This is a genomic window from Hydrogenophaga sp. (assembly GCF_011390835.1).
Lineage (GTDB): Bacteria > Pseudomonadota > Gammaproteobacteria > Burkholderiales > Burkholderiaceae_C > Hydrogenophaga.
The window spans coordinates 67,247-83,571 of record NZ_JAABRQ010000001.1 but is presented as its reverse complement, the minus strand read 5'-3'; the positions used below and the strand labels follow the sequence as shown (position 1 = coordinate 83,571).

At 65.1% G+C, this 16,325-nt stretch carries 17 protein-coding genes; 7 read left to right on the top strand and 10 right to left on the bottom strand.

The window, feature by feature from the left end; genetic code table 11:
- Positions 1-14 precede the first annotated feature (14 nt).
- Complete coding sequence (locus GPT34_RS00380; protein ID WP_291008991.1) at positions 15-1,496, bottom strand: S41 family peptidase; 1,482 nt, start codon at positions 1,494-1,496, stop codon at positions 15-17.
- 154 nt (positions 1,497-1,650) lie between these two features.
- Positions 1,651-2,394: a 2,3-diphosphoglycerate-dependent phosphoglycerate mutase gene (gene gpmA / locus GPT34_RS00375; RefSeq protein ID WP_291008149.1), complete on the bottom strand. Its 744-nt coding sequence runs from the start codon at positions 2,392-2,394 to the stop codon at positions 1,651-1,653.
- A gap of 132 nt (positions 2,395-2,526) precedes the next feature.
- Here gpmA and GPT34_RS00370 point away from each other — a divergent pair, with 132 nt between their 5' ends.
- The 4 genes from GPT34_RS00370 (at position 2,527) to GPT34_RS00355 (ending at position 4,852) form a co-directional block, all read left to right on the top strand.
- Positions 2,527-2,937, top strand: a complete 411-nt coding sequence (locus GPT34_RS00370; RefSeq protein WP_291008147.1) for a rhodanese-like domain-containing protein — start codon at positions 2,527-2,529, stop codon at positions 2,935-2,937.
- 21 nt (positions 2,938-2,958) lie between these two features.
- The gene (grxC, locus tag GPT34_RS00365) at positions 2,959-3,216 is read left to right on the top strand and encodes a glutaredoxin 3 (RefSeq protein ID WP_291008145.1); all 258 of its coding nucleotides are present in this window, start codon (positions 2,959-2,961) and stop codon (positions 3,214-3,216) included.
- A 136-nt stretch (positions 3,217-3,352) separates the two neighbouring features.
- Entirely contained in the window at positions 3,353-3,814 is a 462-nt protein-coding gene (gene secB, locus GPT34_RS00360) for a protein-export chaperone SecB (RefSeq protein ID WP_291008143.1), read from the top strand.
- Between the two features lie 27 nt (positions 3,815-3,841).
- Entirely contained in the window at positions 3,842-4,852 is a 1,011-nt protein-coding gene (locus GPT34_RS00355) for an NAD(P)H-dependent glycerol-3-phosphate dehydrogenase (protein ID WP_291008141.1), read from the top strand.
- A gap of 128 nt (positions 4,853-4,980) precedes the next feature.
- Here the strand turns inward: GPT34_RS00355 and panC are convergent, their stop codons facing one another.
- Both panC and panB read right to left on the bottom strand, forming a co-directional pair.
- Positions 4,981-5,847: a pantoate--beta-alanine ligase gene (panC, locus tag GPT34_RS00350; protein WP_291008139.1), complete on the bottom strand. Its 867-nt coding sequence runs from the start codon at positions 5,845-5,847 to the stop codon at positions 4,981-4,983.
- 46 nt (positions 5,848-5,893) lie between these two features.
- Positions 5,894-6,781: a 3-methyl-2-oxobutanoate hydroxymethyltransferase gene (panB, locus tag GPT34_RS00345; protein WP_291008137.1), complete on the bottom strand. Its 888-nt coding sequence runs from the start codon at positions 6,779-6,781 to the stop codon at positions 5,894-5,896.
- A 68-nt stretch (positions 6,782-6,849) separates the two neighbouring features.
- On the opposite strand from panB, the gene nadC reads away from it, so the two are divergent.
- Positions 6,850-7,713 carry a carboxylating nicotinate-nucleotide diphosphorylase gene (gene nadC / locus GPT34_RS00340; protein ID WP_291008135.1) on the top strand — a complete coding sequence of 288 codons (864 nt, stop codon included), beginning with the start codon at positions 6,850-6,852 and terminating at the stop codon, positions 7,711-7,713.
- A 24-nt stretch (positions 7,714-7,737) separates the two neighbouring features.
- A complete protein-coding gene (nadA, locus tag GPT34_RS00335; RefSeq protein ID WP_291008133.1) occupies positions 7,738-8,853 on the top strand; it encodes a quinolinate synthase NadA in 1,116 nt (371 codons plus the stop codon).
- A 27-nt stretch (positions 8,854-8,880) separates the two neighbouring features.
- Here the strand turns inward: nadA and ald are convergent, their stop codons facing one another.
- The 6 genes from ald to GPT34_RS00305 form a co-directional block, all read right to left on the bottom strand.
- Positions 8,881-9,993, bottom strand: coding sequence for an alanine dehydrogenase (gene ald / locus GPT34_RS00330; protein ID WP_291008131.1), 1,113 nt, complete (start codon positions 9,991-9,993; stop codon positions 8,881-8,883).
- Between the two features lie 91 nt (positions 9,994-10,084).
- Positions 10,085-11,689, bottom strand: coding sequence for an L-aspartate oxidase (gene nadB / locus GPT34_RS00325; protein ID WP_291008128.1), 1,605 nt, complete (start codon positions 11,687-11,689; stop codon positions 10,085-10,087).
- A 72-nt stretch (positions 11,690-11,761) separates the two neighbouring features.
- Positions 11,762-12,613: a ScpA family protein gene (locus GPT34_RS00320; protein WP_291008125.1), complete on the bottom strand. Its 852-nt coding sequence runs from the start codon at positions 12,611-12,613 to the stop codon at positions 11,762-11,764.
- A gap of 33 nt (positions 12,614-12,646) precedes the next feature.
- Positions 12,647-12,859: a DUF3460 family protein gene (locus GPT34_RS00315; RefSeq protein ID WP_291008122.1), complete on the bottom strand. Its 213-nt coding sequence runs from the start codon at positions 12,857-12,859 to the stop codon at positions 12,647-12,649.
- A 111-nt stretch (positions 12,860-12,970) separates the two neighbouring features.
- On the bottom strand, positions 12,971-14,047 hold the full coding sequence (locus GPT34_RS00310) for a hypothetical protein (protein WP_291008119.1): 1,077 nt from the start codon (positions 14,045-14,047) through the stop codon (positions 12,971-12,973).
- 12 nt (positions 14,048-14,059) lie between these two features.
- Positions 14,060-15,700 carry a SulP family inorganic anion transporter gene (locus GPT34_RS00305; protein ID WP_291008116.1) on the bottom strand — a complete coding sequence of 547 codons (1,641 nt, stop codon included), beginning with the start codon at positions 15,698-15,700 and terminating at the stop codon, positions 14,060-14,062.
- Between the two features lie 150 nt (positions 15,701-15,850).
- Here GPT34_RS00305 and bamE point away from each other — a divergent pair, with 150 nt between their 5' ends.
- Positions 15,851-16,324 carry an outer membrane protein assembly factor BamE gene (gene bamE / locus GPT34_RS00300; protein WP_291008113.1) on the top strand — a complete coding sequence of 158 codons (474 nt, stop codon included), beginning with the start codon at positions 15,851-15,853 and terminating at the stop codon, positions 16,322-16,324.
- Position 16,325: the final 1 nt, after the last annotated feature.

Here is a 16,325-nt window from a genome sequence, read left to right as displayed (position 1 = left end):
GGGCCAGGCGAGGGTCACTGTTCTTTCTTTTCTTCGGTGCGCGCGGTCAGGGTCTTGCTCACCAGCACAGGCTTGCCTTTGAGGTGGTTCAGCGCCTGCTGGAGCTGGAAGTCTTTTTCGCTGCCGAACTCGGGGACCAACCGTTGGCCCGGGTTCTTGCGAGCTTCTTCTTCCAGCCGCTTGCGGGCCTCTTCGCGGTCCAAGTCGCGTTGCTGCTCGGCGGCGCGCTGCGCGTCGGTCATGGGCACGCCGTTGCGTTTGGCCTCGTCCGTACCTTCGAGGTGCTTTTGCAGGTCAGCTTCACGGGTGCGCAGCGCGGCAAATACGTTGCCCTCCAGCGTTTCGTCGACCATCACCTCGGGCACGATGCCCTTGGCCTGGATCGAGTTGCCCGAAGGCGTGTAGTAACGCGCCGTGGTGAGCTTCAGGCCGGTGTCGGGTCCCAGCGGGCGCACCGTCTGTACCGAGCCCTTGCCAAAGGTCTGGCTACCCATGATGGTGGCGCGCTTGTGGTCCTGCAGGGCGCCGGCCACGATCTCGCTGGCCGAGGCCGAGCCTTCGTTGACCAGTACCACCAGCGGGACTTTGCGCAGGGCGCCGTTGGTGGCGTCAGTCAGGCGCTTGATAGGGTCGCTGCCGCCGCGGCGCAGGTAGTGCTGCGGAATGGCCTTGTAGACGAACTTGCTGTCTTCCAGCTGGCCGTTGGTGGAGACCACCGTGGTGCCCTCTGGCAGGAAAGCAGCGGAGAGCGCCACCGCAGCGTCCAGCAGGCCGCCCGGATCGTTGCGCAGGTCCAGCACCATGCCTTTGAGGTTGGGGTTGGTTTTGTAGATTTCTTCGACCTTGCGCGAAAAATCTTCGATGGTGCGTTCCTGGAACTGCGACACGCGCACCCATGCATAGCCCGGCTCAACCACCCGAGACTTCACGCTCTGGGTCTTGATCTCCTCACGGGTGATGGTCACCGGGAAGCTGCGGTTTTCGTCCTTGCGGAAAATGGTGAGCAGCACCTTGGTGCGTGGCTCGCCGCGCATGAGCTTGACCGCGTCGTTGATGGTCAGGCCCTTGACCATGGTGTCGTCGATCTTGGTGATCAGGTCGCCCGACTTCAGGCCAGCCCGGAACGCTGGCGAATCTTCAATCGGGGACACCACCTTCACCAGGCCGTCTTCCATGCTGATTTCGATGCCCACACCCACAAAGCGGCCGCTGGTGCCCTCACGAAAGGCTTTGAAATCTTTCTTATCGAAGTACTGGGAATGCGGGTCGAGGCTGGCGACCATGCCCGAAATGGCCTCGGAAATGAGTTTTTTCTCGTCTACCGGCTCCACATAGTCGGTCTTGACCATGCCGAAGACGGCTGCGAGTTGTTGCAGCTCTTCCAGCGGCAACGGGGCCAGAGTGCCGCGCGCCACGGCCTGGAACTGCACTGTGGTCAAGGCACCGGCCACGGCACCCACGGCCAACCAGCCCGCAATCTTCAATTTACGACCCACTTCTTTACCCATCGCGATACCCCAACAAAAAAGCCAGCAGGACTCAAACGCCCCGCTGGCGAGTCAATATACACCTTGGAGCATCGCGACGGCATTCGGTTCCGCAAGTACCCTAGCGGCTCACACAGTGGATACAGCGGCCACCGGCTACCAATCAGCTCTTGCCTTGTGCGGCGACCGCTGCCGCTGCCTTGGCGGCTGCCTCGGCATCGCCCAGGTAGTAGCGTTTCAGCGGCTTCAGATCGGCATCGAGCTCGTACACCAGCGGAATGCCATTCGGGATGTTCAAGCCCACGATGTCCTGCTCTGAGATGTTGTCCAGGTACTTGACCATGGCCCGGATCGAATTGCCGTGGGCCGACACCAGCACGCGCTGGCCGCTGTGGATGGCCGGCGCCAGGGCCTCGTTCCAAAACGGCATGACGCGCGCCACCGTGTCCTTGAGGCATTCGGTGAGCGGCACCGCGTCGAGTGGCAGCCCGGCATAGCGCCGATCGCTGCGTTCGCTGCGCGGGTCGCTGGCTTCCAGCGCTGGCGGAGGCGTGTCGTAGCTGCGTCGCCAGACCAGCACCTGCTCGTCGCCGTACTGCTTGGCCATGTCGCCTTTGTTCAGGCCCTGCAGGGCACCGTAGTGACGCTCATTCAGCCGCCAGGTCTTGACCACTGGCAGCCAGGTGCGGTCCATCTGGTCCAGCGTGTGCCACAGCGTGTGGATGGCGCGCTTGAGTACGCTGGTGTAGGTGATATCGAAGTCCCAGCCCTCGTCGCGCAGCAGCTTGCCGGCCGAGATGGCCTGCGAGACGCCGGTGGGGGTCAGGTCAACATCGGTCCAGCCGGTGAATCGGTTTTCCAGGTTCCAGGTGGACTCGCCGTGGCGAATCAGGACAAGTTTGTGCATGGCAGAGGGGTTGGGGCTGGGGTGAGACAAAGAGGCGAGAAAGAGGCTTGCACCGTGCTGAGGGGACCGGTATTCAGCGCAGGTCAGCCATACATTCTAAAATCACGGGCTTGACTCAAAAAAGGTGTCTCCGTGAGCTTTGTGATTGAAAACTGGGTGCTGCTGTCCGTGGCGCTGACCTCTGGCGGCATGCTGCTATGGCCCGTGCTGTCTTCCGGCGGTGGTGCCGACAGCCTCAACCCCAATGAAGTGGTGCAGCTGATGAACCGCGACAAGGCGGTTGTCGTGGATGTCTGCGGCGCTGACGAATTCGCCGCTGGCCACGTGGTGGGCGCGAAAAACGTGCCCCTGGAGCAGCTCGAAGCCAAGCTGACCGGTGTGGTGAAGAACAAGGCGACCCCCGTGGTGCTGGTGTGTGCCTCGGGCATGCGCTCCAAGCGGGCGCTCGCTGTGGCCAAGAAGCTTGGATACGAGAACGTGCGATCGCTCTCGGGCGGCATGGGAGCCTGGCGCTCGGCCAGCCTGCCGGTCGACAAAGCCTGAAACGAACTGGAGACGATACCCATGGCCGCTGTGAAGATGTACACGAGCAATTACTGCCCTTTCTGCAGCCGCGCCAAGGCGCTGCTGCTGCAACGCGGCGTCACCAACCTCGAAGAGATCGTGGTGGACGGCGAGCCGGCTCTGCGGGCCAAAATGACCCAGATTACCGGTCGCACCAGCGTGCCGCAGATTTTCATCGACGACGCCCACATTGGCGGGTGCGACGATTTGCACGCGCTGGACGGCCGCGGCGGCCTCACGCCATTGCTGCAGCCCTGAGCCCAGCCGGCGGCGACGCACTGGCGCTGGCGCCAGCAGGCCCTTCAAGGGCCGCCTGAGATAATTTGACATATTGCTCGCTCTGCGGCGCCTGCGCCCGCAAGCGTTTCTTTTCACGATCCAACGAAAGCACTTCATGGCCGATCAAGACCCCACCTTCCAGATCCAGCGCATCTACCTCAAGGAGGCTTCGCTGGAGCAGCCGAATTCGCCGGCCATCCTGCTTGAGCAGGAGCAGCCTTCGGTTGACATCCAGTTGGGCGTGGAAGCCAATCCCGTGGCCGAAGGCGTGTACGAGATATGCGTGACCGCCACGGTCCAGACCAAGATCAAGGACAAGACGGTGTTCCTGGTGGAAGCCAAACAGGCCGGCATCTTCGAGATCCGCAACCTGCCCGAAGACCAGATGGGCCCGATCATGGGCATCGCGTGCCCGCAGATCGTCTACCCTTACCTGCGCGGCAACGTGGCCGACATCATCCAGCGAGGCGGCTTCCCGCCGGTACACCTGGCCGAGATCAATTTCCAGGCCATGTACGAGCAGCAGCAGGCGCAGGCGCAAGCCGACGACGACAAGCCACGCATCGTCACCCAGTAAACACGCAGGTTGCTGGCGAAAGGCGTCATGAACATCGCCATGCTGGGCGCTGGCGCCTGGGGTACCGCACTGGCGATCAGCGCCGCCAAGTGTGGGCATCGGGTCACCTTGTGGGCCCGTGACCCCCAGCAGATCGCCCAGATGCAGGCCGCGCGCGAGAACGGCCGCTATCTGCCCGGTGTGGCACTGCCTGAGCCTTTGCAGCTGGTTCATGGTCCGCTGCATGCAGGCGCTGCGTGGCTGACCGACGCCGATCTGGTGGTCATCGCCGCGCCGATGGCCGCTTTGCGCGGTCTGCTGACCACTTTGAGCGGCCTGCGCATGCCCGTCGCCTGGCTGTGCAAGGGTTTTGAAGCGTCTCTCGATGCGCAGGTGCCAGGTCTGCTGGGCCATGAAATTCGCGCCCAGGTGGCGCCTGCGATGTCTTCCGGCGTGCTCAGTGGCCCCAGTTTTGCGCAAGAGGTGGCCCTCGCTCAGCCCACAGCGCTGGTCGCGGCCAGTGAACATGCCCACGTGCGCGAAGCGCTGGTGGCGGCTTTTCACAGCCCGTCGCTTCGCGTGTACGCCAACGATGACATCGTGGGCGTGGAGGTGGGCGGCGCGGTGAAAAACGTGCTGGCCATCGCCACCGGCCTGTGCGATGGCCTGAACCTGGGCCTCAATGCCCGAGCCGCCCTGGTCACCCGTGGCCTGGCCGAAATGACGCGCCTAGGCCTGGCGCTAGGCGCCAAGGCCGAAACCTTCATGGGGCTCTCGGGCCTGGGCGATCTGGTGCTCACCGCCACCGGCGACCTGTCCCGCAACCGCAAGGTGGGGCAGCTGCTGGCCAGCGGCATGACCCTGCAGCAGGCAGTGGATTCGCTCGGCCATGTGGCCGAAGGTGTCTACAGCGCCCGCACCGTCGTGCAACGCGCCAAGGCGCTTGGTGTGGATATGCCGATCAGCGAAGGCGTGGTGGCGCTCCTGGAAGGCCAGATGTTGCCGGCACAGGCTGTGGCCGCCTTGATGGGGCGAGACGCCAAAGACGAACACAGCTGATTGAGGTAGTCGCCACACCGCTCTCCGGCGTGTAATGCCCCATACCAGAAATGCCGAGGAACTGGCTTTGCCATGCCACAGTCATTGCCCCGTTGAGGGGCGCGCGCGCAGCGCGGCGGGGGCGTTCTCTACACTTCGAAATTGTCGATCAGCCGCGTGCTGCCCAGGCGAGCCGCACCCAGCACCACCAGCGACCCCGGCGTGGTTGCGTCGCGGGTTCTGGGTGTCAGCAGATCGGAGCGTCGACGCACCGTCAGGTAGTCGGGCTGCCAGCCGCGCGCGGCCAGGGCATGCATGGCGCGGGATTCCAAGGCGGGCAGTTGCTGGGGCATGGCCTCGGCAGTGGCCAGTGCCTCGCGGGCCAGCGTGCGCAGCGCCAGCGAGAGTTGAATGGCTTCGGCTCGCTCACGCTCGTTTAGGTAGCCATTGCGCGAGCTCAGAGCCAGGCCATCGGATGCTCGCTGGGTCTCACCGGCGATCACCGTGATGGGCATGGCGTACTGCTGCACCATGCGCTTGATCACCATCTGCTGCTGGTAGTCCTTCTTGCCGAACAGGGCGTAGCGCGGGCCCTTGGCCTCGGAGAACACGCACTGAAAAAGCTTCATCACCACCGTGCTTACGCCAATGAAAAAGCCTGGTCGGAAGTGACCTTCCAGGATGTCGGCCAGTTCCCCGGGCGGGTGAACCTTGAACTGCTGCGGCACCGGGTACAGCTCCTTCTCCAGCGGCGCAAACACCACGTCGCAACCGGCCTGCTCCAGCCGCTCGCAATCGGCCTTCAGGGTGCGCGGGTAGGAGTCGAAGTCCTCATTGGGCGCGAACTGTAAGCGGTTCACGAAGATGCTGGACACCACCACATCGCCCAGCGGCTTGGCGCTGCGCACCAGGTTCAGGTGCCCGTCGTGCAGATTGCCCATGGTCGGTACAAAGGCCGGGGAATTGAAGGGGCGCAGCGCTGTGCGCAGGTCTTCAATGGTGTGGACGAGTTGCATAGGCTAGAGGTGTCTTGTCAAGGGGCGCGGCGGGGGGGAGGGCCCGCTACCAGGCATGCAGGCCGTCATCCGGAAAGCTGCCATCCTTCACAGCGGCCACATAGGCGGCCATGGCTTCGCGCACGCTGGCGGCTCCTTCCATGAAGTTGCGCACAAACTTGGGGTTCTTGCCCAGATTGATGCCCAGCATGTCGTGCATCACCAGCACCTGGCCAGCCGTGCCCCGACCAGCGCCGATGCCGATGGTGTGGCAGGTCTTGAGCTCGATGGTGATCTCGGCCGACAGCACAGCAGGCACCATCTCCAGCACCAGCATGGAGGCGCCAGCGTCCTGCAGTTCGATCGCCTGGCGGCGCAGCTGAAGTGCAGCGGCATCACCGCGTCCCTGGACGCGGTAGCCGCCCAGTGCGTGCACTGTCTGTGGCGTGAGGCCGAGGTGGGCGCAGACCGGGATGCCGCGTTCGACCAGGAAGCGCACCGTCTCGGTGGTCCAGCCACCTCCTTCCAGCTTGACCATGTGGGCGCCCGCCTGCATGAGCTCGCTGGCACTGCGCAGGGCTTGTTCTTTGCTTTCGTGGTAACTGCCAAAGGGCAGGTCACCGATGAGCCACGCGGTGCCTTGCACGCGCTGCAGGCCCCGCGCCACACTGGCGGTGTGGTAACGCATGGTATCCAAGGAGACGCCCACGGTACTGGAGAGTCCCTGGCACACCATGCCCAGCGAATCGCCGACCAGGATGCACTCGACGCCCGCGGCGTCTGCCACTGCCGCGAACGTGGCGTCGTAGGCGGTGAGCATGGTGATCTTTTCGCCGCGCTCGCGCATCTCCTGCAGCCGCGGCATGCTCACGGGTTTTCGCTGCGGCAGCGGTGAGGCCGAGGGCAGGGTGCCGTAGGGCGTGCCGGTGGGTGGGGTGGGCGATGCTGGGTTCATGTCACGTCTCCTCGGGCATGGACTTCTGATGCAGGGCACTATATTCGATAGCGCTATGCTTGCTCTCCATGAAACACCTCTCGGAATTCTCCGCAGCCGATCTTGCTGAACTGGCGCAGGCCGATGTGGCGCGCGCACTGGCGGAAGATGTGGGCGCGGGTGACCTCACCGCCGCGCTGGTCGCTCCCACCCGCCGCGCCAAAGCCCGCATCGTGGCGCGTGAGTCTGCAGTGATCTGTGGCGTGCCCTGGGTCGAGGCCGCGTTGGCGGCCTGCGATGCCCAGGCGAAGCTGACCTGGCACGTGCTGGAGGGCCAGCGCTGCGAGGCCGAGCAGGTGGTGCTGGAAATCGAAGGCAACGCCCAGGCGCTGCTGACCGCCGAGCGCACCGCGCTCAATTTTCTGCAGCTGCTGTCGGCGGTAGCCACCAAGACCGCCACTTTCGTGGCCGCAGTGACCGGCACGCGAGCGCAGATCGTGGACACGCGCAAGACATTGCCTGGCCTGCGGCTGGCGCAGAAACACGCGGTCAAGACCGGCGGCGGGGTGAACCACCGCATCGGCTTGTATGACGCGGTGCTGATCAAGGAAAACCATATTGCCGCGGCCGGTGGTGTGCCTGCCGTGCTGCGGCGCGTCGCTGAAACCGCGCCTCAGGCGCGCTTCGTCGAAATTGAAGTGGAGACCCTGGTACAGCTCGACGAAGCGCTGGCCAGCGGCGCGACGATGGTCCTGCTGGACAACATGGACATCCACACGCTGCAGGAAGCGGTGCGCCGCAACGCCGGTCGCGCCGTGCTCGAGATTTCTGGTGGAGTGAGCCTGGAGACGGTACGCGCCCTGGCAGACACCGGGGTCGACCGCATTTCAATTGGTGCCCTCACCAAAGACGTGAAGGCGATCGACTTTTCGATGAGATTCGACGCGTTCTGATAGACCGCTGAAAGGCCCCTGAGCATGAACATCGCCACCACCGACAGCGCCGTCATTGACGTCGAATACGAGCAGCCCGCCTGCCCCACGAAACACGCCTGGGCGCGTGTGCCGGTGGAGCCGGGGCCCAAACAACGCGCCGAGCTCAAGGAGCGCATCCGCCAACTGCTCAAGGAACGCAATGCGGTGATGGTGTCGCACTACTACGTGCACCCCGACCTGCAGGACCTGGCAATCGAGACCGGTGGCATCGTCAGCGACTCGCTGGAAATGGCGCGCTTTGGCCGAGACCACGCCGCGCAGACGCTGGTGGTCTCAGGCGTGCGCTTCATGGGCGAGACGGCCAAAATCCTGAGCCCGGAGAAGACGGTGCTCATGCCCGATCTGGACGCCAACTGCTCGCTGGACTTGGGCTGCCCCATCGAAGCGTTCAGCGCCTTTTGCGATGCAAACCCCGACCGCACCGTGGTGGTTTACGCTAACACCAGCGCGGCGGTCAAGGCTCGCTCGGATTGGCTGGTGACGAGCAGCTGCGCTCTCGACATCGTGCGCACGCTGAAAGACAAGGGCCACAAGATTCTGTGGGCACCCGACAAGCACCTGGGTGGCTACATCCAGCGTGAAACTGGCGCCGACATGCTGATGTGGACTGGCTCCTGCATCGTGCACGACGAGTTCAAGGCCTTCGAGCTCGAGGCGCTGAAGAAAGAACACCCTCAGGCCAAGGTGCTGGTGCACCCGGAGAGCCCGGCCGATGTGATCGCGCTGGCCGACGCGGTGGGCTCCACCTCGGCCATCCTGAAAGCCGCGCGCGAGATGGACGCACCCGAGTTCATCGTCGCCACCGACAACGGCATGATGCACATGCTGCGCCAGCAGAACCCCGGCAAGCGGTTCATCGAAGCCCCTACCGCGGGCAACAGCGCCACCTGCAAGAGCTGCGCGCACTGTCCCTGGATGGCGATGAACGGCCTGGCCGGCGTGGCCCAGGTACTGGAAAAAGGCCTCAACCGCATCGAGGTTGACGCGGCCCTGATCGAGCGCGCCCGCTTGCCCATCGACCGCATGCTGGCCTTCACCGCCGCGCAGCGCGGGGGGCAGGACGCAGGTGCCCTGGTGCCTAACATCGGCGCGGCCTGAGCCCGGGAACCGGCTCGGTCCGCGTGCTCACAATACGGAGTCGACCGCCACGAACGGCAGGCCGTGGGCCCGGGCGACCGCTTCGTGGCACACCTGGCCCGCCGCCACATTCAGGCCATTGCGCAGGCCAGGGTCGTCGCGCATCGCCTGCTGCCATCCTTTGTCCGCCAGCGACACCACATAGGGAAGGGTTGCGTTGTTCAGGGCGAAGCTTGAGCTTCGCGGCACATTGCCGGGCATGTTGGTGACGCCGTAGTGGACAACGCCGTCGACCACAAAGGTGGGCTGTTCGTGTGTCGTTGGGCGCGAGGTTTCGAAGCAGCCACCCTGGTCGATCGCCACGTCCACCACCGCCGCTGCAGTCCTCATGCGCGACACCAGTTCGCGCGGCACCAGCCTCGGCGCTGACGCACCCGGCACCAGCACAGCGCCGATCACCAGGTCGGCGCTGAGCACCGCCGACTCGATCTGGTATTTCGTTGCGCAGAGCGTGACGAGGCGGTTGCCGTACAGCGCGTCGAGCGCACGCAGTCGGTCGAGGTTGCGGTCAAGCACCGTGACCCGGGCACCCATGCCGACCGCGATGCGGATAGCGCTGGCGCCGACGGTACCGGCGCCCAATACCACCACATGGGCCGGCGCCACACCGGGCACGCCACCGAGCAGCAGACCCATGCCGCCCTGCGATTTCTCCAGCAGATGTGCACCCACTTGAACCGACATACGGCCCGCCACCTCGCTCATAGGCGCCAGCAGCGGGAGGCTACCACCCGGGCCAGTGACGGTTTCGTAGGCGATGCCCACCACGCCGGCACGCAGAAGTCCGCCGGTGAGTGCCGCGTCGGGCGCCAGATGCAGAAAGGTGAACAGCACCTGGCCGGCGCGCAGCAGGGTGATTTCCGGCGGCTGGGGTTCCTTGACCTTGACGATCAGATCGGCCTGCGCAAAGACCGCCGCGGCATCGGGCAGCAGCGTGGCGCCGACTGCCTGGTAGGCCGCATCGTCCTGAGCGGCGCCCTCGCCAGCGCCGGACTGCACCAGCACTTCGTGGCCGTGCGCCACCAGCTCTTGCACACTGGCCGGTGTCAGACCGACGCGGTATTCATGGCTCTTGATTTCCCGGGGTACGCCAATGCGCATGCTGCACTCCTGAGTCGTGATGCCCTCAGCATGGCATGGCGGTTCGCCAAAGGTCAACCGGTCGCGGTGTGAACGCTGGCCCGGCGCGTATTCAGCGCGCTGGGGGAACCAGAATGGTCGGTTTGGCTTCGGGCAGCAGGCCGGGATGATCGCGGCTGAAATGCAGGCCCCGGCTCTCGTGGCGCATCATGGCCGACATCACGATCAGATCGGCCACCTGCACCAGATTGCGGAGCTCCAGCAGGTCGCGTGTCACGTGGAACTGGGCGTAGAACTCCTGGATCTCCCGCTGCAGCAGCGTGATGCGGTGGGCTGCGCGTTCCAGGCGCTTGTCGGTGCGCACGATACCCACGTAGTCCCACATAAAGCGGCGTAGCTCGTCCCAGTTGTGCGATATCACCACCATCTCGTCGGCGTCGGTCACGCGGCTGTCGTCCCACAGCGGCAGCGCGGGCGCCGTGTCCACCGGTGCTTCGGCAATCGCCTTCACAGCGGCCTGCGCAAATACCATGCATTCCACCAGCGAGTTGCTGGCGAGCCGGTTGGCGCCGTGCAGGCCGGTGCAGGTGGTCTCACCCACGGCGTACAGGCCTGCCAGATCGGTGCGGCCGGCCAGATCGGTCACCACGCCGCCGCAGGTGTAGTGGGCGGCGGGTACCACCGGGATCGGCTCTTTCGTGATGTCGATGCCGAGTTCGGCGCAGCGCGCCAGGATGTTGGGGAAGTGCTCTTGAATGAACTCGGCCGGCTGGTGCGAGATGTCGAGGTACACGCAGTCCAGACCGTGTTTCTTCATTTCGAAGTCAATGGCGCGGGCCACCACGTCGCGCGGTGCCAGCTCGGCGCGCGCATCGTGGTCGGGCATGAAGCGGTGACTGTCCAGCCGAGCCGGCAGTTTCAATTGTCCACCTTCGCCGCGCACCGCTTCGGTGATGAGAAAGCTCTTGGCGTGCGGGTGATACAGGCAGGTGGGATGGAACTGGATGAACTCCATGTTGCCCACCCGGCAGCCAGCGCGCCAGGCGGCGGCAATGCCGTCGCCGGTGGCGGTGTCGGGGTTGGTGGTGTAGAGGTATACCTTGCCTGCGCCGCCCGTGGCGAGGATGGTGTGTGGCGCCTGGAAGGTCTCGATCACGTCCTGGTCCACATCGAGGACGTAGGCGCCGTGGCAGTGTCCGGCACCGTGGGCGGTCTGCTGGCCAGAGAGCTTGGCATCGGTGATCAGGTCCACCAGCATGTGGTTTTCGAAAAAGTGGATGTTGGGCGTGGCCCGGGCGCGCTCGCTCAAAGTCTTTTGCACCGCAGCGCCCGTGGCGTCGGTGGCGTGCACGATGCGGCGGTGGCTGTGGCCGCCTTCGCGTGTGAGGTGCAGCGCGCCGTTTTCCTGAGAGAAAGGTACGCCCAGCTCCTGCAGCCAGGCGATGGCTGCCGGGGCGTTTTCCACCGTGAACCGGGTGGCTTCGAGGTCACACAGGCCAGCGCCGGCCACCAGCGTGTCATCCACATGCGAGGCATAGCTGTCGCCTTCGGCCAGCACGGCTGCAATGCCGCCCTGCGCCCAGTTGCTCGATCCGTCGGAGATACCGCGTTTGGTGACCACCGCCACGCGGTGGGTGGGCGCGAGCTTGAGGGCCGCGGTGAGTCCGGCCAGGCCGCTGCCAATGATGAGGACGTCGAACGAATGGATGGCGGTCATGTCGGCAAGAAAGTGGTGAAGCGGCTTACCCGCATGACATCACATCCGCGGGGTGTCTGCCAGCGCAGGGCTTCAGTTGGGGGTGTAGGCCAGGCGCACGTAGATCGGCGCAAATGCCTCGGCCTGGGTCAGCTCGATCAGCGTTTCTTTCGCCAGCTCCAGCATGGCGATGAAGGTCACCACCAGCACCTGCGAGCCCCGCGACGGGTCGAACAGCTCGCCGAACTCCACGAAGCGGCGACCCTGCAGCTTGCGCAGCACGATGCTCATGTGTTCACGCACCGACAACTGTTCTCGGCTGATCTTGTGGTGCTGCACCAGCTTGGCCCGCTTGAGGATGTCGCGCCAGGCGCTTTGCAGGTCCACCGCGTGGACGTCTGGAAAGCGGGGTGCCAGCGCCTGCTCCACATAGACCTGAGCGCGCAGGAAATCGCGGCCGTACTGCGGCAGGTCGCCCAGACGGTGGGCTGCTAGCTTCATCTGCTCGTATTCCAGCAGGCGGCGCACCAGCTCGGCGCGCGGGTCTTCGGCTTCTTCGCCTTCGGCCGTTTTCTTGGGCGGCAGCAGCATGCGCGATTTGATCTCGATCAGCATCGCGGCCATGAGCAGGTACTCGGCGGCCAGTTCCAGGTTGCTGGCGCGGATCTCGTCGACATAGCTCAGGTACTGCCGCGTCACCGCCGCCATCGGGATGTCGAGGATGTTGAAGTTCTGCTTGCGGATCAGGTAGAGCAGCAGGTCCAGCGGGCCTTCGAAGGCTTCCAGAAACACCTGCAGAGCATCGGGGGGGATGTACAGGTCGCGCGGCATCGCGAACAGCGGCTCCCCGTATAGCCGCGCCAGCGCCACCTGATCGACCACCCCGGGCAGCATCGCATCGAGGCCGTCGGGCGCCTGCTCCAGCGTGGTGGCGTCGTTGCTCATGGTTCAGATCGCCTGCACACCCGTGGAGGGTGATCAGCTCGGCTGGGTGCCGGTCTGGTAGACGTAGGGCTTCTGGGCCACTTGGGCCGACTGGGCGCCAGCCTGGAAGTTGCGGTCGATCTGCTTGTCCCACAGCAGGGCGCGGCCCTGGCGCTGCTCCTGCTCCAGCGTGGGCTTGTCGGCCTTGAGCTTCGCGATGAAGTCGGTCGCGTCGGAGGTGTAGTGGGGGCGGGCGAAGATGGACATGGTGCAATCGGCTGGGGGAAAGACCCCCATTTTAGCGAGGCGGGTGGGTGAAGCGCGCGCCTGGGGTCCCCGGCGCCTTGGCCCCACCTCCAGGAATCGTCTGGACGCGCCTCAAGCCGGCGGGGCCAGTGGCTCCACAGTGCGGCTGTGCCAGTTGAGCACCGTCTTGCGCACCTGCATCAGCGGCGCCAGGTCGGCAAACTCTCGCTGCAGCACCTCGGCGGCAAAATCGGCCAGGAAGTTGGATTTCAGCGTGGCCCTGGCCCGGTCCACGCCAATGTCTTCATATGGCACCGATGACAGAAGCAGGAAACCGTCGTCGGGAATGCGCCCGGCCTGCATGTTGGAGCGGATGATGCGCGCCGCCTGGCGGATGGGGTCGGCCAGGTCCGGGCTGTAGGGGCCGATGATCAGCGCCAGGTTGGGCAGGTGCAGCCAGTCGAACCCGCGGCCCACGCACAGCATCCATTCGCGGTGCTCGATGTCCAGCGCGCGCTCGGTCTGTCGCAGGGCGGCGATGTGGCGCAGGTTGCCCAGCAGCAGCGGCAGCAGGTCGGCGCGGATCTGGGTCGGCATGTCGGGCAGCAGGTCCAGCAGCCGCGCCGGCAGGCCGGCCACATCGGCTTCGCTCAGGTCGGCCATGTTCAGGCTGCGGCCCTGCTGGCCGTGCACGACCAGGGCTTCTTCGTCGGTCTCGAAGCCGCACACCAGCGGATACACCGTGCCGTGGCCGGCGCCGAACACGGTGGCGATTTCGCGCCGGATTTCGAAGGTGTGGGCCCGTGCATCATCGGTGCGGAAGTGGAAGCCGGCGCAGCCACGCCGCTCGTCGCCGCGGGAGTAGTGGTAGGTGGTCATCACCAGCGCCTGGCGCCCGCTGCGCACGATCTTCTCCATGGCGGCGGTCAATGTCTCGCCCAGGTGCGGCCAGCCCAGGTTGAAAATGCCGCCCAGGTTGCGAAAAGGCTGGATGATGCCCTTGGGCGTCTGGGTCGCGATCGGGATGTTGATGCGGCCATCCATGCACTTCATCACCAGGATGGCGGTGGGGTGGCGGGCCAGGTGGTGCTGGCGAGCCAGCCAGGCCTCGGGGCTGGCGTACTCCAGGGCGTGGCGCCGAGCGAGGTCAAACAGCCAGTCGATGCGTTCGTTGATCGGGCTGTTCAGTGGCGCAGGGCTGTGGGGCATGAGGTAGCTCGATCAGGCGGGTTCGCGCAGGCGCTCGGCAAAACCGGAACGCTCCATTAGCGAGCGCGGCTGCTCGTTCAGGCCCACAAATTCGAGGCGACCCCCGCGTTTCGTGATCGCTTTGTGAAGACTCTCCAGCGCGTCGAGGCCACTGGTATCTAGCGAAATCAGGCGGGTGGCGTCGAGCACCACGTTCACCGGCCCGCTCGCCTGCTCGACCTGCGACACGATGGGGTCGATCTTGGCCACTGCACCGAAGAACAGCGAGCCATAGAGCTGGAAGGTGATCTGTTGATCGGCCTCGGCGACGACGTCGGCGCGGAAGATTTCACTCTGGCGCCGAACGAACAACACCACCGCCATCACCAGCCCGAGTTCCACTGCCACCGTGAGGTCGAACACGATGGTGACCAGAAAGGTCGCGACCATCATCAGCCGGTAGTGGTTGCTGAACTGCCTCATGCGGTTGAACTCGCGCCACTCTCCCATGTTCCAGGCCACGAACATGAGCACCCCCGCGAGCACCGCCAGCGGGATGTGCTGGGCCAGCGGCGCGGCCAGCAGCACCACCACTGCCAGGGAAGCCGCGTGCACCATGCCGGCCACGGGCGAGGTGGCACCGGCGCGGATGTTGGTCACGGTGCGGGCGATGGTGCCGGTAGCAGGCATGCCACCAAAAAAGGGCACCACCGCATTGGCAATGCCCTGGGCCATCAGTTCCTGGTTGGGGTCGTGCTTGGGCGTGTCGCTGAGCTGGTCGGCCACCCGCGCGCAGAGCAGGGATTCGATGGCGCCGAGCAGGGCGATGGTGAGGGTGGGCGTGACCAGCAGCTTGGCCGTTTCCCAGGAGAATTCGGGCAGCGCGAACGCTGGCAGGTTCTGCGGAATGCCACCGAAGCGGGTGCCGATGGTTTCCACCGGCATCTGCAGGCTCCAGGCCAGCAGCGACAGCGTGATCAGCGCCACCACGGGGGCGGGTAGCCGAGAGGTGGCTCTGAGCGCACTCACAGTCTGGATCTGGTCCAGCTGTCGGCGAAACTGGGAGTCCACCGCCCACAGGCGGGGCCAGGCGAACAGGCCCACGATGCACACCACCCCGAGCCCCAAGGCATAGGGATTGAAGCTCTGGAGGTGGCCGGCGAGGGTGCCAATCTGCGCGAAGAAATCGGCTGGCATCTTGGCGATCTCCAGTCCCAGCAGGTCGCGTACCTGCGACAGCGCGATCAGCACCGCGATGCCGTTGGTGAAGCCGATCACCACACTCACTGGCACATAACGCACCAGCGTGCCCAGGCGGAACAGGCCGAGCAGGAACAGCAGCACCCCGGCGCTGGCGGTGGAGATCAGCAGGTTGGCCACGCCGTAGCGCTCGACGATGCCGTAGACGATGACGATGAAGGCGCCAGCCGGGCCGCCGATCTGCACCGAGGTGCCGCCCAGTGCCGAGATGATGAAGCCGGCGATGATCGCCGTCCACAGGCCGGCTTCGGGCTTGAGTCCGCTGGCAATCGCAAACGCCATGGCCAGCGGCAGCGCCACGATACCCACGGTGGCGCCGGCACCCACATCCTTGAACAGCCGATCACGGTCGTACCCTTTCAGGTCGTGCATCAGGCGTGGGCGGAAGGAGGCCAGGGCAGGTAGCTGGAGCATGGTGCTGCGATGTTACCGATGGCAACGCTCGCGTTGGCTGACGCGCCGGTACTCGCGGAGTCGGGGTTTACACTGAGTTTCCCGGGTCCATCCTCCAACGCCATGACCGCTCTCAATTCCCCGTGCCCACCCGCCCTTCTTCGATGGGCCATGGCTCTGCTGGCCGCCTTCACGCTGGCGGCCTGCGATCCGCAGGCCATCAGCGAGTTGGAGGAGGGTGTGTCCACCGAGGCCGATGTGCGTGAGAGATTCGGCACACCCGAGGCGATATGGGACGGACCGGACGGCGCGCAGATCTATGAGTACAACCGCCAGCCCGCTGGCCACGTCAACTACATGATCACCATCGGTGCCGACGGCAAGATGGCGGCGTTGCGCCAGGTGCTCAGGCCCGAGAACTTCGCGCGCATCGAGGTCGGTATGCCGATGGAGGCGGTGCGCCAGATGCTGGGCAAGCCGATGAAGATCACGCCGTATGAGCTCAAGCGCGAAACGCATTACGACTGGCGCTACCTCGATGGTCCGAACACCAGCGACTCCAGAATCTTCACGGTGGTGTTCGACCGCGACTTCAAGGTGCTGTCGACCGGGTCGGTGATCGACCCTGACCTGCAGCCCAACTGAG